Here is a 23,191-nt window from a genome sequence, read left to right on the forward strand (position 1 = left end):
GATCTTATTCAGCCAATCGCCAGACCCCGGCATTGCGCAGATCGGTATCTTCCATCAGGCCCGTCGTTTCCCCCGCATAGCGCGCAATCCGTTCCAGCCCCATATTGGGCAGATAGAATCGCCCCGGATCACCGATCAGGATTTCGCGCCCCTTGGCTTTTAATTCCTTGAGCCAGGGCAGCACCAGATCGGCGATCTGCTGGTCATAGAATACATCACCCACCAGGATCACCTCATAATCCTTGCTGATGCGCCCGATCACATCTTCGGTCACGATATCCAGAAATACGTCGTTCAGGTCGGCATTCATCTGCATCGCATCTGCCGCGACGGGGTCGATGTCATTGGCGATCACATCAAACGCCCCGGCCATGGCCGCTGCAATCGCCACCATGCCGGACCCAGCGCCGAAATCCAGCACCTTGCGCCCGCGCACGACTTTCGGATTGTCCAGAATATAGCGCCCCAGTGCCTGACCGCCCGCCCAGGCAAAGGCCCAATAGGGCGTGCCGATGCCCAGCGCGTCCAACTCATCCTCCCCCATGCGGTAGAGTGGCACATCGTCTTGCGCCAGATGCAGCTTCATCTCCGGCAGCAGGCGCGGTGACATGATCTTGGTATTCTCACGGATCAACTGTTGCACGATCAGACCGCTACCATGCCCAAAGCCAGACCAAGGGTGACCAGCATCCCGGCATGACGATTGCCCTTGAAATGCTTCAAAAGGTTTATCGGATCGTCGAAATCCAGGGTTTTGATCTGCCAGGCGAAATGCAGCGCAGCAGCAGCCCAGCCTGCCCAGAACAAGGGTCCAACCACCCCGTGCAGCCAGGCCGCCGTGGCAATTAGGGCCAGGGTCAGGACCAGAAACCCCGCGATGATCGGGCGGGTCTTGCTGCCGAATTTCAGCGCCGTGGATTTCACCCCGATTAACACATCGTCTTCCTTATCCTGATGGGCATAGATCGTGTCATAGGACATGGTCCAGCAGAAGCCCGCCAGGAACAACAGTATGATCTGTGGTTCGAAATGTCCGATCAGCAGGGCACCTGCAACCAGCGCGCCCCAGTTGAACGCAACCCCCAGGAAACATTGCGGGAAATAGGTATAGCGCTTCATGAAGGGATAGACAGCCACCACGCCCAGGCTGGCAATCGCCGTGATGGCGGCAGGCAGGGTGAACTGCGTCAGCACCGCCAACCCGACCAGCGCCTGAAGAACGATAAAAGCCAATGCCTGTTTCACGCTGACCTGACCCGATGGAATGGGCCGTGTCGCGGTGCGGGCAACCTTGCCATCGATATCCCGGTCGGTGATGTCATTCCAGGTACAACCCGCGCCCCGCATGGCCAGCGCGCCAATGCCAAACAACACCCCATACCACAGCAACATCAAAACACTGTGCCCGGACCCATGCCCAAACAGCGCAACGCCCCACCAGCACGGCAGCAGCAATAACCAGGTCCCAATCGGGCGGTCCCAGCGGGCCAGGCGCGCATATGGCCTGGCAAAGGGTGGCAACCAGCGGTCCACCCAATTGCCTTTGGGAATATCCGTCCGGTCCTGCGAAGAAATTTCTGTCGGCGATGGCGTCATAGCGCTTACTGATCCTTGCTCTTTCAGGCTGAGGCAGAATAGTCTGCGCCATGGCTACATCAACCCGCCTTTTTGTGACACAAGACCTGACCCCGGATCAACCGGTCGTCGCGACATCAGATCAGGCCCATTATCTGGGCCGGGTGCTGCGGTTGCAGGCGGGCGCATCGGTTATACTGTTCAATGGCCGTGATGGGGAGTGGTCGGCAACCCTGTCTGAAATAGGCAGATCAACCGGGCTTTTCACCCTAACGGAACAGATACGCCCCCAGATTGGCTCACCCGACCTGTGGCTGGCCTTTGCACCCGTCAAGAAAACACAAACGGATTTCATCGTTCAGAAGGCAACGGAGCTTGGTGTGTCGCGTCTGATCCCATTGCTGACAGAACGAACCCAATCGGAGCGGGTCAAAACCGACCGGCTGCGCGCAACAGCAATCGAGGCCGCAGAGCAATCTGAGCGACTGGATATTCCAGAAATTTCCGAACCAGTGCGGCTGGATCGGTTAATTCTGGAATGGCCGAAGGAGCGCACGCTGTTTGTTTGTGCAGAGGCAGGCACCGCCATCCCGCTGGCAGAAGCCGCGCAAGCCCGGAAATCTGGCGCTGTCGGATTTGTGACCGGACCGGAAGGCGGTTTTTCCGCTGCGGAACTTGACTTTATGCACCAGTCGCCTTTAGTCCTCCCCGTCGGCCTTGGTCCGCGCATCCTGCGGGCGGAGACGGCAGCGCTGGCAGCCTTGGCTGTCTGGCAGGCTGTTGCAGGGGATGGGATAAGCCGTCCACCCCGGCGCGGTTAAATACAGCAAGGGCCCCGGTGAGAGGCCGTTTTTGATGAGGAAATGCGCCGATGTCGTCTCCCACCGCGTCCGATGAAACGCTGGTCGAATCCAAGTCCCAGCTGATTGATTATATTGCGTCTGGCGAAAAGCCCCAGACGGATTGGCGCATTGGCACCGAACACGAAAAATTCCTGTTCTGCACAGACAGCCATCGTCCCTTGGCCTATGAAGGCCGCCCTGGCGTGAAGGGGCTGTTAGAGGCCCTGTCCGGCCCGGAATGGGAACCCGTTCTGGAGAATGGCAACATTATCGCCCTGAAAGGCGCGGATGGTGCCTCAGTATCGCTGGAGCCAGGCGGACAATTTGAATTGTCCGGCGCGCCGCTGGAAAACGTCCACCAGACCTGTGCCGAAGTCCATCGCCATTTGGATCAGGTCGTCGCAGCCTGTAAGGAAGTCGGCGCCGGAACGGTTGGCCTGGGCTTTAATCCCCTTTGGAAGCGCGATGATATTCACTGGATGCCCAAGGGTCGTTATAAGATCATGAAGGCCTATATGCCTAAGAAGGGCAATCTGGGCCTGGATATGATGAGCCGCACCTGCACCGTCCAGGTGAATCTGGATTTCGGCTCTGAGACCGATATGATTGAGAAAATGCGGATCTCCTTGGCCTTGCAGCCAATGGCCACCGCGTTATTTGCCAATTCTCCCTTCACCGAAGGCAAGCCAAACGGATTTCTGAGCTATCGCAGCCACATCTGGACCGATACGGACCCAGACCGGTGCGGCATGCTGCCCTTCGTCTTTGAAGACGGGTTCGGCTATGAACGCTGGGTCGATTATGTCCTGGATGTGCCGATGTATTTTGTCTATCGCGATGGCGTCTATCACGATGTGTCGGGGAAAAGCTTCCGCGATTATATGCAGGGCAATCTGGAAGGCTTTGAGGGGCAATTGCCCACCATGACCGACTGGACAGATCACATGACAACGGTCTTCCCGGAAGTACGGTTGAAGAAGTTCATCGAAATGCGCGGCGCCGATGGCGGCCCCTGGGGCAATCTCTGCGCCCTGCCCGCGCTATGGGTCGGCCTGATCTATGATGCTCAGGCACAACAGGAAGCGGCCGACTTAATCAAGGATTGGACCGTCGCAGAAATCTCCGCCATGCGCGACGCCGTGCCGAAACAGGCAATGGGCGCAAGATTCCGCGACGGGACGGTGCGGGATGTTGCCCGCAAGGTGCTGGAAATTTGCCAGGGCGGCTTGAAGCGTCGTGCCCGACTGAGCGCAAGTTCCGGCCTGGACGAAACGCAATATATCGAACCGTTACACCAGATCGTCACATCGGGCCGTACATTGGCGGAAGACCAGTTAGAAGCCTATCACACACGCTGGAATCAATCCGTCGAACCGATTTACGAAGAATTGAAATACTGAGCCGCTGCGTCAGGCAATAATATCGGGTAATAGAAAGCCGTTCAGCCGGGCCATTTGATCCTTGATCGCCAGCTTGCGCTTTTTCATTCGAATCAACTGCAACTGATCAAAAGGGGCGGATTCGGAGACCCGGGCGATCATTTGATCCAGATCGCGATGCTCTTCTTCCAGGGCCGCGATCCGTGCGCGGATTTCAGATTCTTCAACTTCGTCCATAACAGCCTTCAAGAAACAGGCAACCCGCCGGGTTAGGCGGGCCGCGTGGTATCACCTGTGAAATTATCATTCTATGCGGGCGGACTATAGCAGCCTCTGATGCAGGAATGAAGCATGTCCTTGCATACATTGGACGGCACCGTCACTCTATGGCTATGTCACAGGATTCCTTGCCCGAGAACGACACGTTTCGCCAGTTTTGCCTTACCCTGTATGAAGCAGAGGGGGTGGAAGAGGCCTGTCTGGATTTGCAGGATCGCTTTGACCTGGATGTCACGCTGATCCTGATGTGCTGTTGGGTTGGTCAACATGGCGTGCGATTGTCACCTGAGTCTCTGGCCCAGGCGGAACAGTCAATAAAACCTTGGCGAGAAACAGCAATCGACCCTATCCGCGCCCTGCGGCGCCGCCTTAAGGAAGCGGTTGGTCCGATTGATCCAGAGCGCGCGGCATCCGTGCGCGACCTGATCAAACAGGCCGAACTGGCAGCAGAATTTGTCCAGATGGATCATTTGCTTCTATTGCTGGAACATCTGCCCGGGCGTGATGCCCGAATGGCGGAACGTGCCGGTATCGTTCGCGGGAATTTGTTGCGGTATACGGCGATCAAAGGCGTCGAAACAGACAGGCTTCCCCGCACGGCGCTGGAGGCGCTGGTGGCCCAGACCGTAAGGCCACTTTACCAGGATGAAGAAATTGACGACGGGATAGACACAGAGACAATCGACACCGGACCAAAGGATTCAAAATCCTAGTCTTTTACGTTGGTGGCCAATTCTGCATTGCGTTCCCGCAATTCCCCCAGAAGCGATTCCACCTTCCCACCGCCACGGCGAATTACAGAGACGAATTCTTCTTTCTGGGTGGTGACCATCGAAACCCGCTCAACGATAATATCGATGATCTTGTTCTGACCATCCACCTTGTGGACGATCCAACGGACCTCAACCGGCGGCTCACCATTTGTGCGTCGAATTGCCACCGTCACTTGCTGCATATCCCCGCGCAGAGACTTGGTGTCGATCAGTTTAATGGCTTCACCGGAATAGCCTTTGAACATGATGGCGTATTTCCGGACGATATTCTCTTCCAACAGGGAAATGAATTCCTTCATCTCTTCATCTGTGGCGCGACGCACATAGGGCCCCAGAACGCGACTTGCGACTGTTGGAATATCCATGCCCTCTTGCAACAAATCGCGAAATAGGTCCGCGCGTTCGGCGTTGGAAATGTTTTCGTCAGTCAGCGCTGTCAGGGCCTTATCAGCGAGTTTCATAATAAACGCGCCGGCATCCTGATCGGCATGAGATGAGGGGGGAAGTCCAAGTCCCATCAAAACAAAGAGAACAACACCTGCAGATACACTAATGAAACTACGACGCTGCATTGTCACTCCACGTTTAATTTAATGCGCTTGGAGAGGGGATTTCAGCCTGCGGCACACCTTCTTCCGCAGGAGAGATCTCTTCATACCCAATTGTCGGGATCGAGTCGTTATTATCCATCCCGTTCCTGATCATACTCTGACGCTGCTGGCGATACAGGCTGCGGACTGTTGCATAGAAATCCAGCGAATTTTCCTCTAACGCTTGCATCTCACGGTAATTCCGGGAGCGGCTATCAATCAGTTCAACACCAGCACGGATCACCGTGTTGTACTCGATCCACGTCCGGTCCGAATGATATCCCCACCACCGGAAAGGATCGAGCCCGGAATCCACAATAAATCCAGCCAGAGCCCGCGGCGAAGAAGGGCCCAAGAAGGGCAGCATTATGTAGGGGCCTTCATCCACACCCCAAACCGCCAGTGTCTGGCCAAAATCTTCCTCATGATACGGAATGCCAGCAGCGCCAGCGACGTCAAAAAGCCCGCCGCCCAAAAGTGTATTGGTCAGGAAGCGCCCCATCGTCTGGCCCGCACGCTCCGTCTCACCCTGCATCAAATCATTGGCAAGGATCACAGGCGTTTTCAGGTTCCGGATAAAGTTTCGCACGCTATCGCGGACAAGATCAGGCAGCAGAAAGTCATAAGCCTTGGCAATCGGGCGAACAATGACCTTGTCCAGCGCCATATTGAACTCAAAAATCGCTTCGTTTAGGGGTTGAGCCGGATCATTGGCTTCTTCATAAATTTCGCGCTCTACTGGGTCGGTCGGCGCGGTTGCGCAACCAGCAAGACCCATTGCGAGAATGAGACCCAGCCCCGCACGCCGCAAAACAGAAAGGAAATCAGAGCCAGTCGACATTCTATTAAAAATCCCTCAACCCAAATGCCGACTTTATACCCCAAAAGCCAGCTTAGACGTATGCCACTTCTCTAATATAAGATATTGGCATTACGCAACAAATCATATCCATGCCGTTCTACAAAGATATGAAAACCCATCCTGAATATGTCGTTCTAATCTGGCAGACCAATCTATGATCACGTCCACCTTGCCCTTGCCGACACACCCGAAAACTCAACACTCAGTACAGACCTGAAATCCCTCAAATAACTGTACATTCAGGGTCTAGCACACAGGCCCGGAAGGCACCACAGAGCAAACCACACCACCTATATTTCCCTGAGTCACTGTTGCATTTATGCCAACCCAAACAGGGCATGGCAGGTCCTTTTGGCTTGCCCTTCCATCCGCTTCTCCAGCACACTGGGTTCGCGCCAGAAAATCAAACAACCGGCAGGATTTACGACGAATGGCTCATTCTACACACCCTGTTTTCGATGACTCCCTGATCAGCAGCGCAACACCTTCTGTGATCGCGGAATGGACGGATTATAACGATCATTTCAACGTCGCATATTATGTTCAGGCCTTCGATCTGGCAGCACAAGCATTTCGCCATGATCAGGGTATTAACCTGCCCTTCGAAATCAAAACCAATCGGGTGTCTTATCTGCGCGAGGTTCCAGGCGGGCGAAAGCTGACGCTGACCACTCAACTCATCGGTTTCACTGACAAAGGATTGCATACGGTCCAGGCACTCTATGCTGAACCGGAGCGATATCTGGCGGCCGTTGAGGAGCGCTTGGAAATGCCCATTTCAGGCACGGCTGAAGACATTGCCCAAATCACATCTGCTTTAAAACCTATCCTAGACGCGCATGTGAAGATTGCGCTTCCTGAAGCCTGGAACACATTCTAAATTGATATAAATGATGATAGGCTCCACTCAGAAGAGTTGATTATCATTTGCCAAAATGGTTGAGGGTCGGGGACAATTTGATAGCATAATACTATAAATGCATATGTCTTCCGCGAGATAACCAGAACGGGCACGGCACATCCTGCAGGGCCAGTTTACAAAAGTCACTGAGATGGAACCAATATGCATGGATGAATGGTTGGTATTCTAGTATGTCAGAGTAATAATCAGGACCTGCGTGTTCAGGCGGCGGATGGGGTCTGCCCTGACCAGCGAAAGGTTGTTCATAAAGTCTGTTCTGGGGAGGATGAGTTTCGGTGCAGTATTCTGAAGGGATTGAGTTGGCGCAGGAATATGCAGAGCGTGCGCTGGAAATCATGAAGTCCAATAATATTCCCGCCACGCCACGCAATTTCGCGATCTGGTACACCTATGTTAATGAAAAATACCCCGATCTGAAAAAGACACTGGATGTCCTGATCAGCAATAAGCAGATTTTCACGTCGCAAAAAAATGATGAAGTCTACGACAAATTCTTCACAAACTCAGATGAAGGTGTCGCGCTTCAGGAAACGTCACAAAAAATAGAAAACCAGGTCGGGCGTGTTCTGGAGATGATGGGGGATGCCTCTGGCGGCGTAGCGGATTTCGGCAAGACCCTGACCGAAAGTCTGGGTGCTTTGACAGATTCGAAGGGCCTGGCAGGGATTCGCGAAGCGGTACAATCGCTGGCGCTGGAAACCCAGAAAATGCAGAAATCAAACTCTACGCTGCAATCGAAACTGAAAGAGTCATCTCAGGAAATTGCCAGCCTCAGGAAGAACCTGGAGGATGTTCAGCGCGAGGCGATGACGGACGCCCTGACAGGAATTGCAAATCGCAAGATGTTCGACACGACCCTGCGCCAGCGTGCGATGGAGGCGATGGAAGATGGCGAGCCGTTGTGTCTCGCCCTGGCGGATATCGACTTTTTCAAAAAATTCAACGACACATATGGACACCAGACCGGGGATCAGGTTTTGAAACTGGTTGCCAATATTCTGCAAGGCAATGTGAAGGGCAAGGATCTCGCAGCGCGATATGGCGGGGAAGAATTCGCGCTGATCCTGCCCACAACGAAACTGTATGATGCGAAAACCGTCTGCGATCACATCCGAAACGCGGTTTCCACCAAACGCATCCGAAACCGCACCACAGGTGAAGAAATGGGCAATATCACCTTATCCATTGGTGTCGCCCTGTATCACCCCGGAGAATCGCTGACCGATTTTATCAGCCGGTCTGATGAGGGGCTGTATTTCGCAAAGGGTAATGGTCGCAATCAAACCGTTCTGGAAACCCAGTTGGAAGTCATTGACGCCGATTAAGATCCACCGAAGACGCTGCAATCGATTTTCCCGAACATCATTCAGCACCATGCCTTGCCGTGCCCAGCCGATTCTGGTCTTGTCTGAGGCCTAGTATATCAACGCAACAGGGTCGCATCCGGGGATGTGCGCCCAGGCGGGAGGGTCGGCCGTGGCGACGGTCGCGCCAAACAGCAAGATTGAACGGTTTCGACGGCTGATCAGGAACGATCAGATCCGATTGGGGGTGCTGGCGATTTTTATCGGTGCCTTGGGCGGCGGCACCGGGATCGCTTTCCGGGAGGCGATCGGCCTGGTGCAAACGCTATTCTTTGGATTTTCCAGCGACCGTTTCCATTCAAATGCAGCAGGGGTATCTCCCTGGATCATCCTTCTCGCCCCGGCGGTCGGCGGAATTCTGGTCGGTTTGATCGTCTATTACCTGATGCCGGATCGCCGTCCCCAAGGCGTCGCTGATGTCATGGAAGCCTCCGCTTTTCGCCGCAGTAAGATGAGCAAACGCAGCGGCTTTGGCGGCTTTGTCGTTTCCGCCATTACCATTGGATCGGGCGGGTCGGCGGGTCGCGAAGGGCCGGTTGTTCATTTCGCCGCCTTTCTGTCGACCCTGATTTCACAGATCCTGAAACTGGACCCGGAAACCCGTCGCCTGCTGTTAGGGTGCGGTGTGGCGTCTGGTGTGGCGGCCAGCTTTAACGCGCCGATTGCAGGCGTGTTCTTCTCTCTGGAGGTGGTCATTGGGTCCTATGCATTGCGCAGCTTCGCCCCTGTCGTCATCGCATCAGTTGGGGGCACCCTGGTCAGCCGCTCTTATTTTGGTGATTTTCCGGCCTTCACCATCCCGGTACACGAAATCGCCTCGTTCTGGGAATTCCCCGCCTTTGCGATTCTTGGCTGTATCAGCGCTGGTGTTGCAGTCGCGCTGTGTGTTTCCATTGACATCGTCCGGCATACGCATAACCGATTGAACATCCATCCCATTCTGCGCCCAGCGCTGGCAGGCCTGGCCGTTGGTGGGATAGGCCTGTTCCTGCCGCAGGTCATGGGCGTGGGATATGAGGCAACGGACGAAGCCTTAAATGAGATGCTGCCCCTGACCATGCTGATCACCCTGCTTGTATTCAAGACGGCAGCAACGGCGATGACGCTTGGCTCCGGCTTTGGCGGGGGGATCTTTTCGCCATCGCTGTTTCTGGGCGCGATGTTAGGAGGGGCGTTCGGCTTCGTCGCGACAGGTATTTTCCCGTATCTCTCTTCCGGGCATGGGGCCTATACATTGGTCGGTATGGGCGCAGTAGCCGGTGCCACATTGGGTGCCCCGATATCAACGATCTTCATCGTCTATGAACTTACCCGGGATTCCGCGCTGACAATTGCCGTGATGATCGCCACGGTCATCGCGACACAGATTTTTACAGCGACGTATAAGCGCTCTTTCTTTCACTGGCAGTTGGAAGCACGCGGAATCAATCTGATGGGCAGCCGGGAATCCCGAATTATCCGACAAACCAATGTCCGGGAAGTGATGGAACAGGACTATGTTACGGTCCAACCTTCCTCTCTGCTGCCGGAAATCCGCCAGAAACTGACCGCCACCCGCTACAGCGAGGTCTTTGTCGTTGATGAGGAAGGCTGTCTGGTCGGGACCATCATCTTAGGGGATTTGGGGGCGGATGCCTTTGAACATCTCCATGACTCGGACTTGCGCGCCATTGATGTCTGTCGCCGGACACCGCCCCTGGCCACCGTCGATACGGACCTGGAAGACGCGATGAATTTACTGGAAGAGTGTAACGAGGAACATATCGCCGTGGTCAATAATCTGGATGACAAGCGTTTGATGGGGGTTTTGCACGAACATGACGTGATGGCGCGCTATCACCAATGCATCCTGGATACCCGGCGGGAGGAAGCGATATGAGCGGCCCGACGCCCCCCACCATCCCGGCCCCCAATCTGCCGCAGCCCTTGCGTCCAACAACATCTGATCTGCCAACCAAAGGCATTGCCTTTTCGATTATGGGGTCATTTCTGCTGACCCTGAATGATACGATTGCGAAATTCCTGACCGCAGACTGGCCGGTCGGAGAGATCATGGCGCTGCGTGGTACTGTCATTCTGTTCGTGATCATTGGCCTGTTACAACTGAAGGGCCGTATGAGTGCGTTGCGCATTCAGAACAAGACGGCGATGGGCGTTCGGGCGCTGGCGATCACGGCGGCGACCTTCACCTTTCTGACCGCGCTCAGCCTGATGCCGATGGCGGACGCACTTGCAATCGTCTTCATCTCGCCTGTCTTCTCAACCCTGCTGGCAATTGTTATTCTTCAGGAAACCGTCGGGTGGCGACGTTGGATTGCCATGGCCGTTGGATTTGTCGGTGTCTTTATTGCGCTTAATCCCGGTGGACTGTTATCGGACGCGCCTGCAGCCTATGGCTGGCAGGTGGCGATGCTGCCCCTGGTCACGGCTTTACTGACCGCGATACGCGATGTCTCGTCGCGCCGACTGGTCTCAGGCGATGATTCGCTGGCCATTATGTTCTATACAGTGCTGGCGGTTGTGATATCAGGCTATACCACTGTGACAGCCGGTTCGTGGCAGATGCCGGGCCTGTTTGATATCGCCCTGATCCTGGGCGCTGCTGCCTTTATGTTCGGGGCGTATTTCTTTCAGATTGAAAGTTTCCGCTTCGCGCCTGTCAATCTGGTCGCCCCGTTCCGTTATATCAGCCTGATCTTCGCGGCTGGAATGGGGTATGCGATCTGGAACGATATCCCGACTTGGAATATGGCCTTGGGCAGTATCATTATTGTCGCCAGCGGCCTGGTGATCTGGTGGCGGGAACGGCAGGGCGCAGCCAATCCAACTGAAGCGGAGAAAATGGAACCCCGCCCATGAAACCCAGAATCAGCATGATCACGCTGGGCGTGGATGATCTGGAAAAATCAATCGCCTTTTATGAAAAAGGCTTGGGACTGCCGCGCATGGAATCCCCACCCTCCGTCGCCTTTTTCACCTTGAATGGAACCTGGCTAGGCTTATTTGGCCGCGACTCTCTGGCGGAAGACGCCAATGTGCCGTGCGAGAAAGCCAATTTTAACAGCTTCGCCCTGGCCCATAATCTGGGTTCCGAGGCAGAAGTCGATGCCCTGTTCGCAGAGGCCCTTGCGGCCGGGGCGACGGCTGTAAAACCCCCTCAGAAAGTTTTCTGGGGCGGCTATTCCGGGTATTTCAAGGACTTGGACGGCCATTTGTGGGAGATCGCCTATAATCCCTTCATGTGGGTTGGCCCCGAAGACACAGAATGATCCCATATTTTCTGTCCCTCCACCAACGGGTGGGGTTTTCCGCGCGCGCCCGAAGGCTATACTAGACCCTATGTCAGACCCACTGGATTACGATGATATCGACTTCCCCGCTGTGCCCAGCGGCCCGGCCCCCGCCTATCCGGGGCGCAGCAATTCCGCGCCACCGCCCTGGCTGGACACTCTGAATGATGCCCAGCGTCTGGCGGTGGAGGCGATTGACGGACCCGTCCTGGTGCTGGCGGGGGCTGGCACCGGCAAGACCCGCGTGCTGACCACCCGGCTTGCGCAAATTCTGCATCAGGGCAAGGCGAAACCCTATCAGATCCTGTGCGTCACCTTCACCAACAAGGCCGCCAAGGAAATGCGCGAGCGCGTCGCCCATCTGGTTGGCCCGGCGACAGAGGGCATGTGGCTGGGAACCTTCCACGCATTGGGCACCCGCATCCTGCGCAAGCATGCTGAACTGGTCGGCCTGAAATCCAGCTTTACCATTCTGGATACCGACGACCAGATCCGCCTGTTAAAGCAGGTATTGGAAGCCGAAGGCGTGGACGAAAAACGCTGGCCCGCCCGCATGCTGATCCATGTCATCCAGCGCTGGAAGGACAAGGGCCAAGTCCCGGAGCGTGTCAGTGCGTCCGAATCCGGCGACATTGCCAATGGCCGTGCTGTTGAAATCTATCGCCAATATCAACAGCGGCTTAGTACCCTGAATGCCTGTGACTTTGGCGATCTGCTGCTGCATAATCTGACGATCTTCACCAAACACCCCGAGGTGCTGGAGCGGTATCGCCATCTGTTCCAATACATCCTGGTCGATGAGTATCAGGACACCAACGTCTCGCAATATCTGTGGCTGCGCCTGCTGGCCCAGGGCCGCAAGGAAGGCGAAAGCCAGAATATCTGCTGTGTTGGCGATGATGATCAGTCGATCTATGGCTGGCGCGGGGCGGAGGTTGGCAACATCCTGCGTTTTGAGAAGGATTTTCCCGGCGCGAAGGTCGTGCGGCTGGAACGGAATTATCGCTCCACCCCCCATATCCTCGGCGCGGCCTCTGGCCTGATTGAGAAGAACGAGGGACGACTGGGCAAGACCCTGTGGACCGACCGCAATGACGGCGACAAGGTGCGCGTGCGTGGCCTGTGGGATGGCGACGAGGAAGCCCGCCTGATCGCCGATGAGGTCGAAGCGCTGCAATTGAAGAACGAGCCGCTGGACGAAATCGCCATCCTGGTCCGCGCCGGATTTCAGACCCGTGAATTCGAAGAACGCTTCATCACGCTGGGCATCCCCTATCGCGTCGTCGGCGGCCCCCGGTTCTATGAGCGCGAAGAGATCCGCGACGCCATCGCCTATCTGCGGGTAATCCACCAGCCCGCCGATGATCTGGCCTTTGAGCGGATCATCAACAAGCCCGCGCGCGGCATTGGTAAAACCACACTGCAAGCGCTGCACAAGGCCGCCCGGGCGCAAGGCCTGCCGCTGTCCATCACCGCCCAGCGCATGGTGGAAACCGACGAGTTGAAAGCGGCTGCCCGCAGCAAGCTGTTCGCCGCGATGGACATGTTCGACCGTTGGCGCCGTCTGTCCGAAGGCGTTGATCATGTGGAACTGACCGAAACCGTGCTGGAAGAAAGCGGCTATACCGATTTCTGGAAGCAGTCGAAAAAGCCGGAAGCCGCTGGCAAGCTGGAAAACCTCAAGGAAATGCTGTCGGGCATGGAGGAATTCGACGACCTGCCCGCCTTCCTGGAACATATCAGCCTGGTGATGGAGGTCGAATCCAACACGGTCGGGCCCATGGTCTCGGTCATGACGCTGCACGCCGCGAAAGGTCTGGAATTTGAGACCGTCTTCCTGCCGGGATGGGAAGAAGGCCTGTTCCCCCATCAACGCGCCATGGATGAAAGCGGCCTGGCCGGGCTGGAAGAAGAACGCCGCCTGGCCTATGTCGGGATCACCCGGGCCAAGCGCCGCTGTGAAATCAGCTTCGCCGCCAATCGCCGCATTCACGGCTCCTGGAATGCCGCCCTGCCGTCGCGCTTCATCGATGAATTGCCCCAGGACCATACCCTGATCGAGGCCGACCGCGGAGTCTATGGCGGCATTGGTGGCGGCCGCGCCGAAGACCGCGCCGCCTTCACCCAGGTTGGCTATGGCCGCAGCAGCAGCTTCGGGGGCGGCACGACTGGCGGCGGATTTGGTGGTGCGAAAGCCTCAGACTTCGATTCTGGTTCCACTTACTCGGCCCCCACCTATTCTTCTCCGGGCGGCGGCCCCGGCTGGCAACGCCTGAAACAGCGCGGCCTCAGCCAAACCCGCGCGCCGGTGATCGATGCCAGCTACAGCAGCAGCACCGACCACGATTTCGGCACCGGCGAGCGCGTCTTCCACCAAAAATTCGGCCCCGGCACCATCACCGCCATAGACGGCGACCGCTTGTCCATCGAATTTGATAAGGCAGGCAAGAAGACGGTAGTGGCGAGCTTTGTGGAGCGGGGGTGAAGGGCTAAGGGTATTTACACAAAGGACTGCATTGAAAGCATCGCTATACTTATTTAAGAGTAAATAAAATCAGCACGTTAGATAAATCTAATCTATTAAAAATTATCAATCTAAGAAAATTAAATACACTTAGTTACCTCCAAAGAGTAACTTCTGTTACTTAAAACAGATTGATAGAACTGCACATCTAAATGTCCAATTTTACAGTATTCTTTTATTTTTTGCTTTTCTTCTCCTGGCATGAGCGCACCAAAAATTACACCCTTTAATAATCGAGCCGGAAATACCTGTATCCCTGGTCCTTTTTCAAAATCTAACAAACGCCACTCTTTTTCATAAGACCAATTTTTTGCTTTAGTTAAAACAGTTTTTTCTAATCTTTCTGTTTCTTTATCTCTTAATGGATTCACTACAGGAAGCTCTTTCCGGTAGATAACTTTTTGGGCGCGAGATACAAAGAAATGTGTGTTATCATCGATAAATTCTAAACAATATCCTTTGTGAGAATCTGAATAATGAGACCACATGAGTATATCATCATTGACCTCTGAAAGACTAAATATACCAATCTTATTCATTGAATTGAAAATACCTCGTTCAACTTTCTCTTTGAAGTAAGGGTCTGTTCGAGCTTTCAATCTCAACTTACTCGCCTCGTTCCGTATCTTTGTTGGGCTCCAATTAATCGCTCGTGCTGCAACTACATTTCTAAAATAAGAATCTTGCTCTGCAGGAGTACCCTCAAACTCAAAACTTGAGCGGCAATCAAAGGGGTCATTAAACTGGTTTCGTGATGCAAAATACAATTCTCTTTTGGCAAAAATGTTTTTTGTCCAATCAATTGGAACATCATTGATTTTACGGTATTTATATAAATGTTGAATTTTGTATTGCTCCAACGATTTTACTCACCGCCAAATGTTCAATTAGAAATTTTGCATTAAAACATATTAAGACCGACAACATCATAGAATATGGCCATCAAATATTTAAGGATGAATTTTGAGCGCTCGTCCTCATGTTAGGGGTAACCTTAACAACAACGGGAGCCCTAAATGGCTGATCCTAAGAAAGTTGCTATCATTGTTACCTCGCATGCCAGTATGGGCGATACGGGGGAGAAGACCGGCGTTTGGCTGGAGGAATTTACGACGCCTTATTACCATCTGCGGGATGCAGGTCTGACGGTGGATGTGTTCTCCGTTGCGGGCGGCGACATTCCAATTGATCCGCGCAGCGTGGAAGGCGATGCCCAAAAAGAGGAAAGCGTCGCGCGCTATCTGAAGGATGAGAGACTGCAAACGACGGTGAAGACAACCCCCTCTGTCGATCAGATTGATCTGGACGGCTATGATGCGGTGTTCTTTCCAGGCGGTCACGGAACCATGTGGGATTACCCACCCAACGGCGCCATTGCGGAAGTTGTATCGCAAGGGCTGGATGCCGGGAAAATCATCGCCACAGTCTGTCATGGTCCCGCCTGTCTGGTGAATGCAAAGACCAAGGCGGGGGCCCCTGTCGTCAAAGGTCGCCGCGTGACCGGTTTTAGCAACAGCGAAGAAAAGGCCGCCGGTTTGACCGATGTCGTGCCGTTCCTGTTGGAAACGAAATTGCGGGAACTGGGGGCGATGTACGAAAGTGTCGACGACTTCCAGCCCTTCGCCATTCGCGATGGGGACCTGATCACCGGTCAGAATCCGGCCTCGGCCAAGAAGGTCGCCGACTCGCTGATTGAGGCTTTGACGCATTCAGCAAAACGCCGCGAAGTCGCGTAACTGCGCATATCGGAGTCTGATCGCGTCTCACCCGCGATTGGACTCCCTTAGCGCCGATACATCAGCAGCATTGTGCATCCGCCCTTGGACCCGGCCTCATGCATTGCGCCGATGGCGCGCTGACAGTAATGACCGGGGCCATAGCTATGCTCTGCGTCATAGAAATCGCCATCCAGGACATAGATTTCTTCCAACTGGTCATGGGCGTGATCCGGGGTATAGGCACCGGGATCGATTTTCATCAGCGCCGTGGACACGCCGGTCTGGCTGTCCTTAAAGATCGGTTTCATCCAGAAGCCGGGCGAGCCGGTTTCCTGCCAATCGTTTAAAGTCGTATCGATGCGGTGAGAGCCAGAGTGCTGGCGGTCAATGGCGGTCATCATGTTGCTCCTCTATTGGCGCTCGAGCATCATGCGTTCGCATGAGCTCACACAGGACACTCTAACCATTTGTTTCTTTAGCAAATGCGTCGTCGCAAACAATTCCGTTTGCTCGGGATTTGCGCTAGTGTAGGAAAAACGGTGGTCTGTGGGAAGAGGTCTGCAGGACACAGGATTTTGTCTTTCTCGGCTCAACATGGATACAGCACGATGACCCATTTCACATTGGTACACGGTGCCTGGCACGGCGCGTGGTGCTGGGATGCCCTGTCCAAGATCCTGATGGCACGGGGCCACACTGTGTCCTGTATTACCCAGACCGGATTGGGGGAGCGCGCGGGGGAGTTGTCGCCGGATATCACCCTGCAAACCTTTGTCGATGATGTGGTGGCGCATATTCAGACCCGGGACATTCGCGACACGGTGCTGGTCGGGCACAGCTTCGGCGGTATTGCCATTACCGGGGCTTCGGCCGCCTTACCGGACCGGATATCGGAACTGGTCTATCTAGATGCGATGGTGCCCCTGTCTGGCGTCGCGCCCCGGGAGACGGTTGCCCCGGATGTCTGGGCCGCCCGCAAGGCCGGTGCGATCATGGTGGGCGAAACCCTGTGCCTGCCCCCACCCAAGGCGATTGCCATGGGCCTGACGGACCCGACTGAGGCGGCCTATATTGAGACCCGCATGACCCCGCATCCGATCCGTACCTATGAAACGGCGATCACATTCAACGGCCTGCCGAACAATGGCGTGCCTGTCCGCTATATCCGCGTCACCGATCCGATCTACCCGCCGCTGGAATCCCATCGCCAGCGCGCTGTGGAGATGGGCTGGCCCATGCAAGACATCGCCAGCGGCCACGACTGCATGGTCAACGCGCCACAGGCCCTGGCGGATTTACTGCAGAAATAAACCCATTTTCAGAGCCCCCTGGCACAAACGCTCCAATCGCACGTGCTGCTCTGGACCCCGGATCAAGTCCGGGGTGACAAAACGGAGTGGTCGTCATACCGCCTGCGCTAATCCTGTGCTGGGGATTTTAGAAGAAGGAAACCGCAAAGGACGCTGAGGACCGCAGAGAGCGCAAAGACGACTACACCGCCGTCTTACCCGCGCAGGCTGGTATCGAGAATCGAACACACCAATTGCACCCGCTGCTCTGGAGCCCGGATCACGTCCGGGACGACCGCAACAAATGTCATGCCCCCAGCGCCCTTTGCGCCTTCTCCGCGCCCTTTGCGGTAAATCTTCAACAAACCCCGTCTCTCCCGCGCAGGCGAGTGTCCAGGGCCACACGCACCAATCGCGCTTGCCGCCCTAGGCACCGGATCAAGGTCCGGGGTGACGATGGTGCAGACAAAAGCACCCTCACCCTGAGGAGCGTAGCGTCTCGAAGGGGGGCCCTGCTGCACGCACCATCCTTACAGCACCGCCTCAGGATGAGATTGGGACGTTTTGTGGACGTGTCAGTTTCACAGGGCTAGGCAAGTCCTGCGGCGTCTTCCAGGAAGGTGACAATTTCCGGCACGCCCTTATTGTCTTTCAGATTGGTGAACAGGAAGGGACGGTCGCCGCGCATCTTTTTCGCGTCCCGATCCATTACCGACAGGTCCGCACCGACCAGCGGGGCCAGATCGATCTTGTTAATCACCAACAAGTCCGACCGAATAATCCCCGGCCCACCCTTACGCGGAATTTTATCACCGGCCGAAACATCTATTACATAAATTGTGATATCAGCAAGATCCGGCGAAAATGTCGCGGCAAGATTATCCCCCCCGGATTCGATCAGCAGCACTTCCAGTTTAGGAAATTTCGCAACCAGATCGTCCACGGCGGCTAGATTGAGGGACGCATCTTCGCGAATGGCGGTATGGGGACAACCACCGGTCTCAACACCAACAATCCGATCCGGCGACAGCGCGCCGCTGCGGGTCAGGAACTCAGCATCTTCCCGTGTGTAGATGTCGTTGGTGATGGCGGCAATGTCATAGCTGTCGCGCATCGCCTTGCACAGCCGATCCATCAGCGCCGTCTTGCCAGAGCCGACCGGACCGCCAATGCCAATGCGGACCGGGCCTGTATGGGAAACGGGTTTCGTCATGATCTAAACAACCTCGTATACTGGGTTTCGTGAAACATTGCGGCCAGATCGACCGCCACACTGGCGCTGGAAATCCTGTCGAATGGTGTTTCCATCGCCTTTTGCGCAAATTTGGTAATACATGGCTTAAGGGCCATCAAAGCCGCCACCCCATCCCGCTGACCCAAGGGAATAAGGCGCTGGCCCGCAGACACCAGATTGGCAACCGCACCATGCATCCAGGATTCAACAGCGGTTTCCAGCGGAATGCCCGCATCTGCACAGGCTGCACCAAAAGCAACGGCATGAGGAATTCCGACATCAGGCATCGTATTTTGCAATGCCGACAAGCGGGGATAGTGTGTCCCTTCCAACTGCAGCGCCTTGATAAAGGCACGGCCCTGGTTGACGGACTCGGCTGCCAGTTCCGACGCCCCCCTTAAACTAACCGCTTCCTCCAACACCAAGGCCAAGTCCATGTCATTGCCGCGATGAGCGGCACAGAGGAAGGCCGCGTCGGCCTGCAGATCACCAAATTCCAAAAGAGCCCGTATGAAGGATTCCAGGCTGGTGCGGTCGGTCACCTGGCCTGTCTCCACCAGCCATTCCAACCCATGGGAATAACTGAACGCCCCCACCGGAAAGGCGGGCGAGGTCCACAGCATAACCGTCTGCAACCAGTCCGGCGCGCGTGTCACGATCCAACCCTTACAGATTGGTGATCATGATTGTGGGGATGGCCGTGTCCGTGGTCGTGCCCGTGATCATGATGATGTCCATGCCCGGTGCTGGCGGCATCATAGGCCCCGGCCTCTGGTGTGAAGGGGGCTTCGTGACGCTTTACCGTTGCCCCAAGCCCTTCCACCATTGCCTCTATCACCGCATCGGCGCGAAAACGGATCGTGCCATCGTCCAGGATTTGTACCGGGAGATGCCGGTTGCCCAAATGCCAGGCCAGACGGGCGGTTGCCGCTGGACTGACCCCCAGAGCATCGGCCACCGGTTCCGACGCCTCCACGATTCGAATCATGCCGCCATCCTGCAGGGTCAGCCCATCGCCCTGTCGCAATGTTACGGCCTTAGGCAGATCCAGTAAGAAGGCTTCCCCCTGATCATCCTGCAGCTTGATGCGCCGCCGGTTGCGTTGATCCAGGTCCAGCGTGGCACTGACAGCATTGCCATCATCCACCCAGCTGCCTGCCATATGTCGTTGCGTTGCGCGCCGCATCACATCCTCAGAACAGGAAATAGCGTTGTGCCAGGGGCAATTCCGCCGCTGGCTCACAGGTCAACAGCTCACCATCGGCCCGAACCTCGTAGGTTTCCGGATCGACCGTGATTTCCGGCAAGGCATCGTTCAGTGCCATATCCGCCTTGGTCACGGTCCGACACCCTTTAACCGCCAAAACCTGTTTGGACAGGTTCAGGGAATGCTTAAGACCTGCATCAACCCCGGCTTGAGACATGAAAGTGACGCCCGTTGCCCCCAAGGCACCGCCCAAACTGCCAAACATCGGGCGATAATGCACCGGCTGTGGTGTTGGGATAGAGGCATTCGGGTCGCCCATAGCCGCAGCGGCAATCATACCAGAGCGCAAAACCAGATCCGGCTTAACGCCAAAAAACATCGGCTTCCAGAGCACCAGATCCGCCAGCTTTCCAACTTCGATAGACCCGACATGCTGGGACAATCCATGGGCTCTGGCGGGGTTTATGGTGTATTTGGCGATATAACGACGGGCGCGCAGGTTATCATTGTCACCCGTTTCCCCGTCCAGACTGCCGCGCTGCATCTTCATCTTATGGGCTGTTTGCCAGGTTCGTGTAATAACTTCGCCAACACGGCCCATTGCCTGACTGTCCGACGCGATGATGGAAAACGCGCCAATGTCATGCAGGATATCTTCAGCCGCGATGGTTTCCTTGCGAATCCGGCTTTCCGCGAAGGCGACATCTTCTGGAATGCGGGGGTCCAGGTGATGACAGACCATCAGCATATCCAAATGCTCATCAACTGTATTGCGAGTATAGGGCCGCGTTGGATTGGTTGAGGAGGGGATCACATTGGCCAGACCACAGACCTTGATGATATCTGGCGCATGACCACCGCCCGCCCCTTCCGTGTGGAAGGCATGGATGGTGCGTCCCTTGAACGCGGCAATCGTGTTCTCGACAAAGCCGCTTTCGTTCAGCGTGTCTGTGTGGATTGCGACCTGAACATCGGTTTCTTCCGCAACACTGAGGCAGCAATCAATCGCCGATGGGGTGGTGCCCCAATCCTCGTGCAGTTTCAATCCGATGGCTCCGGCAGCAACCATTTCGATCAGGGCATCCGGGCGGGACGCATTACCCTTGCCAAACAGTCCGACATTGACCGCCATGCCATCTGCCGCCTCCAGCATTCGGGCCATATGCCAGGGGCCGGGTGTTGCGGTTGTGGCATTGGTGCCCTCCGCCGGTCCAGTGCCGCCGCCCAGCATGGTGGTCACGCCGGACATTAGCGCGTCTTCCGCCTGCTGCGGACAGATCCAGTGAATATGGGCATCAATCCCACCGGCGGTAACAATGCGCCCCTCGCCCGCGATGATTTCTGTTCCAGGGCCGCAGATTATATCGACGGCTGGTTGCACATCGGGATTGCCCGCCTTACCGATGGCGGCGATCTTGCCGCCCTTCAATCCGATATCAGCCTTATAGACGCCGGTGTAATCCAGGATCAGGGCATTGGTGATGACGGTATCCATCGCGCCTTCTGCGCGGGTGGCTTGCGATTGGCCCATGCCGTCACGGATCACCTTTCCACCACCGAATTTGACTTCCTCGCCATAGATCGTGCGGTCACTTTCGACCTCGATGATCAAATTCGTATCGGCCAGGCGCACCTTATCGCCTGTGGTGGGGCCATACATGTCGGCATAGGCCTGTCTGTCGATTGAATATGCCATGACTTATTTCCCCCCATCCAGCGGGCCCTGAACCGCACCATTAAATCCGGTCACGATCCTCTTGCCCGCATAGGCGACCAGAGTGACGTCTCGACTTTGCCCTGGCTCGAAGCGCACGGCAGTTCCGGCTGGAATATCCAACCGAAAGCCCCGCGCTGCCGCCCGGTCGAATTTCAAGGCCGGGTTGGTTTCAGCGAAATGATAATGACTGCCAACCTGAACCGGGCGGTCCCCGCCATTTGCGACAGTCAGCGTCAAGGTTTCACGCCCATCATTCAGGGTGATTTCACCGGCGGCACAAAGGATTTCTCCTGGAATCATGATATCTCTCCTTTGCCTCAGCGGATTGGGGTGTGAACGGTGACCAGCTTGGTCCCATCGGGGAAGGTTGCCTCAACCTGGACCTCATGGATCATCTCTGCGATGCCATCCATGACTTGATCCCGGGTGATGACCGTGGCCCCATCGCGCATCAAATCGGCCACAGCGCGGCCATCGCGGGCGCCCTCAACGACATAGTCACTGATCAGGGCAATCGCCTCTGGATAGTTCAGCTTCACGCCCCGCGCCAATCGCTTGCGTGCCACTTCGGCCGCCATAGCGACCAGCAGCTTGTCTTTCTCTCTGGGTGATAAGTTCATTTGCCCCGTCTCCTCCCATCAACAATGAATCAAGGCTGGCAGCCGTGCGGGGCGGCCAAAAGCCTGGTGCCGCAAGACAGACCATACCTGCATATAGCGCGCCCGCATCGCGGCTGGATCCTTGCCTAGGAACCGCAGCAGCAGAAGCGGCCCCATCACGGTCGCCCCCGCAATCCCCCCTGGCAGGTCCATCAATAAGGGTCGAACCCTATCGCGCAATGTTTCTGGCTGTGGCGCGGCACAGATCAGGGTGGCCATCGCCGTTGCCCCGTTCAAGCCGAAGGGGCTGATCGCAACAGCCGGGTTCAGGACAAAGGCATCACGCCAAATCGTCCTGCCTGCCAATGTCAGCCTCCAGTTTTCCTGAAACTGGCACTGGCGCACGGTTTCACCCATGGCGCCGCGTCCGAAAATCACCATCTCTCCGGCCATGACATGGGCGGTTTCTGTTGCAAGATCGATCCTGGTGGACCGGACCAGACGCGCCCCTTCGAATAGAATCGTCTCCTGCGGCAGATATTCCAGGCAGCCATTCGCACCAGCCTTCAAAGTCAGCGTGACTCTGGCCGGCTCCGCATCCTGGGCTCGATATACCTTCTCTGCAGCCTGGGCCAAGCTCAATACCTGCGCATTTTCTTCGGCATTGATAGAGACGTCGATCTGATCGCCCCCGACAAGGCCGCCAGAGACCGTGGTGATCGCCGCTGTAATCACATCATTCCGTGCGGGCCTTGGAAACAGCACGCGCATGGGATGGCTGTGATACAGATCGCTCAGCCCCGTCTGATCGCGCTTTGCATCATGACGAAAGCCCAAAATGACCGCGCCCCGCGCCCGTTGCGCGGCGGGTTTTGTGGTGAGTGTTAAGGCGATATCTCCATCCATCACAACACGCTACCCCTAGAATATGTCTCAGCGCAATATGTTGCAGCGCAAAACCGTCATCCTGGGGCGTTGGGATCTGCTATAGAAGTTGAAGAGGCGGCAAACGCATGGCACTGTCCCT

At 55.9% G+C, this 23,191-nt stretch carries 25 protein-coding genes; 11 read left to right on the forward strand and 14 right to left on the reverse strand.

What is annotated here, in order from left to right:
- Window positions 1–4: 4 nt before the first annotated feature.
- Window positions 5–643, reverse strand: a complete 639-nt coding sequence (locus ACOSDR_RS08110) for a class I SAM-dependent methyltransferase (protein ID WP_420730915.1) — start codon at window positions 641–643, stop codon at window positions 5–7.
- Between the two features lie 2 nt (window positions 644–645).
- Window positions 646–1,596, reverse strand: a complete 951-nt coding sequence (gene ubiA / locus ACOSDR_RS08115) for a 4-hydroxybenzoate octaprenyltransferase (RefSeq protein WP_420730916.1) — start codon at window positions 1,594–1,596, stop codon at window positions 646–648.
- A gap of 50 nt (window positions 1,597–1,646) precedes the next feature.
- On the opposite strand from ubiA, the gene ACOSDR_RS08120 reads away from it, so the two are divergent.
- Both ACOSDR_RS08120 and ACOSDR_RS08125 read left to right on the forward strand, forming a co-directional pair.
- Window positions 1,647–2,396, forward strand: a complete 750-nt coding sequence (locus ACOSDR_RS08120) for a 16S rRNA (uracil(1498)-N(3))-methyltransferase (RefSeq protein WP_420730917.1) — start codon at window positions 1,647–1,649, stop codon at window positions 2,394–2,396.
- Between the two features lie 50 nt (window positions 2,397–2,446).
- A complete protein-coding gene (locus ACOSDR_RS08125; protein WP_420730918.1) occupies window positions 2,447–3,817 on the forward strand; it encodes a glutamate--cysteine ligase in 1,371 nt (456 codons plus the stop codon).
- A gap of 9 nt (window positions 3,818–3,826) precedes the next feature.
- On the opposite strand, the gene ACOSDR_RS08130 is transcribed toward ACOSDR_RS08125, so the two are convergent.
- Complete coding sequence (locus ACOSDR_RS08130) at window positions 3,827–4,033, reverse strand: YdcH family protein (protein WP_420725650.1); 207 nt, start codon at window positions 4,031–4,033, stop codon at window positions 3,827–3,829.
- A 149-nt stretch (window positions 4,034–4,182) separates the two neighbouring features.
- Here ACOSDR_RS08130 and ACOSDR_RS08135 point away from each other — a divergent pair, with 149 nt between their 5' ends.
- On the forward strand, window positions 4,183–4,788 hold the full coding sequence (locus ACOSDR_RS08135) for a TIGR02444 family protein (protein ID WP_420725649.1): 606 nt from the start codon (window positions 4,183–4,185) through the stop codon (window positions 4,786–4,788).
- Here ACOSDR_RS08135 and ACOSDR_RS08140 read toward each other — a convergent pair.
- Window positions 4,785–5,309, reverse strand: a complete 525-nt coding sequence (locus ACOSDR_RS08140; protein ID WP_420725648.1) for an MlaC/ttg2D family ABC transporter substrate-binding protein — start codon at window positions 5,307–5,309, stop codon at window positions 4,785–4,787. The genes ACOSDR_RS08135 and ACOSDR_RS08140 overlap by 4 nt on opposite strands.
- A 124-nt stretch (window positions 5,310–5,433) precedes the next feature.
- Complete coding sequence (locus tag ACOSDR_RS08145; RefSeq protein ID WP_420725647.1) at window positions 5,434–6,279, reverse strand: VacJ family lipoprotein; 846 nt, start codon at window positions 6,277–6,279, stop codon at window positions 5,434–5,436.
- Window positions 6,280–6,730: 451 nt separating this feature from the next.
- Between ACOSDR_RS08145 and ACOSDR_RS08150 the strand changes: the two genes are divergently transcribed.
- The 6 genes from ACOSDR_RS08150 (at window position 6,731) to ACOSDR_RS08175 (ending at window position 14,361) form a co-directional block, all read left to right on the forward strand.
- Window positions 6,731–7,180, forward strand: a complete 450-nt coding sequence (locus ACOSDR_RS08150; protein ID WP_420730919.1) for a thioesterase family protein — start codon at window positions 6,731–6,733, stop codon at window positions 7,178–7,180.
- Between the two features lie 317 nt (window positions 7,181–7,497).
- Window positions 7,498–8,547 carry a GGDEF domain-containing protein gene (locus ACOSDR_RS08155; protein WP_420725645.1) on the forward strand — a complete coding sequence of 350 codons (1,050 nt, stop codon included), beginning with the start codon at window positions 7,498–7,500 and terminating at the stop codon, window positions 8,545–8,547.
- A 151-nt stretch (window positions 8,548–8,698) separates the two neighbouring features.
- Window positions 8,699–10,465, forward strand: coding sequence for a chloride channel protein (locus ACOSDR_RS08160; RefSeq protein ID WP_420730920.1), 1,767 nt, complete (start codon window positions 8,699–8,701; stop codon window positions 10,463–10,465).
- Window positions 10,462–11,445: a DMT family transporter gene (locus ACOSDR_RS08165; protein ID WP_420730921.1), complete on the forward strand. Its 984-nt coding sequence runs from the start codon at window positions 10,462–10,464 to the stop codon at window positions 11,443–11,445. The genes ACOSDR_RS08160 and ACOSDR_RS08165 overlap by 4 nt, the downstream gene beginning before the upstream one ends.
- On the forward strand, window positions 11,442–11,855 hold the full coding sequence (locus tag ACOSDR_RS08170; RefSeq protein WP_420730922.1) for a VOC family protein: 414 nt from the start codon (window positions 11,442–11,444) through the stop codon (window positions 11,853–11,855). The genes ACOSDR_RS08165 and ACOSDR_RS08170 overlap by 4 nt, the downstream gene beginning before the upstream one ends.
- A 70-nt stretch (window positions 11,856–11,925) precedes the next feature.
- Window positions 11,926–14,361 carry an ATP-dependent helicase gene (locus ACOSDR_RS08175; protein WP_420730923.1) on the forward strand — a complete coding sequence of 812 codons (2,436 nt, stop codon included), beginning with the start codon at window positions 11,926–11,928 and terminating at the stop codon, window positions 14,359–14,361.
- 119 nt (window positions 14,362–14,480) lie between these two features.
- On the opposite strand, the gene ACOSDR_RS08180 is transcribed toward ACOSDR_RS08175, so the two are convergent.
- Window positions 14,481–15,260 carry a DUF2971 domain-containing protein gene (locus ACOSDR_RS08180; RefSeq protein ID WP_420730924.1) on the reverse strand — a complete coding sequence of 260 codons (780 nt, stop codon included), beginning with the start codon at window positions 15,258–15,260 and terminating at the stop codon, window positions 14,481–14,483.
- Window positions 15,261–15,416: 156 nt separating this feature from the next.
- Here ACOSDR_RS08180 and ACOSDR_RS08185 point away from each other — a divergent pair, with 156 nt between their 5' ends.
- Window positions 15,417–16,136, forward strand: coding sequence for a type 1 glutamine amidotransferase domain-containing protein (locus ACOSDR_RS08185; protein WP_420730925.1), 720 nt, complete (start codon window positions 15,417–15,419; stop codon window positions 16,134–16,136).
- A gap of 47 nt (window positions 16,137–16,183) precedes the next feature.
- Here ACOSDR_RS08185 and ACOSDR_RS08190 read toward each other — a convergent pair whose 3' ends face one another.
- Window positions 16,184–16,519 carry a cupin domain-containing protein gene (locus ACOSDR_RS08190; RefSeq protein ID WP_420725637.1) on the reverse strand — a complete coding sequence of 112 codons (336 nt, stop codon included), beginning with the start codon at window positions 16,517–16,519 and terminating at the stop codon, window positions 16,184–16,186.
- A 207-nt stretch (window positions 16,520–16,726) separates the two neighbouring features.
- On the opposite strand from ACOSDR_RS08190, the gene ACOSDR_RS08195 reads away from it, so the two are divergent.
- Window positions 16,727–17,428, forward strand: a complete 702-nt coding sequence (locus tag ACOSDR_RS08195) for an alpha/beta fold hydrolase (RefSeq protein ID WP_420730926.1) — start codon at window positions 16,727–16,729, stop codon at window positions 17,426–17,428.
- 568 nt (window positions 17,429–17,996) lie between these two features.
- Here the strand turns inward: ACOSDR_RS08195 and ureG are convergent.
- From ureG to ACOSDR_RS08230, 7 genes are read right to left on the reverse strand one after another with little or no spacing between them, the layout of a single operon-like run.
- A complete protein-coding gene (gene ureG / locus ACOSDR_RS08200) occupies window positions 17,997–18,620 on the reverse strand; it encodes an urease accessory protein UreG (protein WP_420725635.1) in 624 nt (207 codons plus the stop codon).
- Entirely contained in the window at window positions 18,617–19,297 is a 681-nt protein-coding gene (locus ACOSDR_RS08205; protein WP_420730927.1) for an urease accessory protein UreF, read from the reverse strand. Before ACOSDR_RS08205 ends, ureG begins: the two co-directional genes overlap by 4 nt.
- Window positions 19,294–19,827 (reverse strand): urease accessory protein UreE, encoded by a 534-nt coding sequence (locus ACOSDR_RS08210; protein ID WP_420730928.1) that lies wholly within the window; start codon window positions 19,825–19,827, stop codon window positions 19,294–19,296. Before ACOSDR_RS08210 ends, ACOSDR_RS08205 begins: the two co-directional genes overlap by 4 nt.
- Window positions 19,828–19,834: 7 nt before the next feature.
- A complete protein-coding gene (gene ureC / locus ACOSDR_RS08215; protein ID WP_420725632.1) occupies window positions 19,835–21,544 on the reverse strand; it encodes an urease subunit alpha in 1,710 nt (569 codons plus the stop codon).
- Window positions 21,545–21,547: 3 nt separating this feature from the next.
- The gene (locus ACOSDR_RS08220) at window positions 21,548–21,865 is read right to left on the reverse strand and encodes an urease subunit beta (RefSeq protein ID WP_420725631.1); all 318 of its coding nucleotides are present in this window, start codon (window positions 21,863–21,865) and stop codon (window positions 21,548–21,550) included.
- Between the two features lie 17 nt (window positions 21,866–21,882).
- Window positions 21,883–22,185, reverse strand: coding sequence for an urease subunit gamma (locus ACOSDR_RS08225; RefSeq protein WP_420725630.1), 303 nt, complete (start codon window positions 22,183–22,185; stop codon window positions 21,883–21,885).
- 18 nt (window positions 22,186–22,203) lie between these two features.
- Window positions 22,204–23,070 carry an urease accessory protein UreD gene (locus tag ACOSDR_RS08230; protein ID WP_420730929.1) on the reverse strand — a complete coding sequence of 289 codons (867 nt, stop codon included), beginning with the start codon at window positions 23,068–23,070 and terminating at the stop codon, window positions 22,204–22,206.
- Window positions 23,071–23,191: the final 121 nt, after the last annotated feature.

Origin of the sequence: Hwanghaeella sp. 1Z406 (genome assembly GCF_048892425.1) — a bacterium.
Taxonomy (GTDB): Bacteria; Pseudomonadota; Alphaproteobacteria; order UBA8366; family Aestuariispiraceae; genus Pacificispira.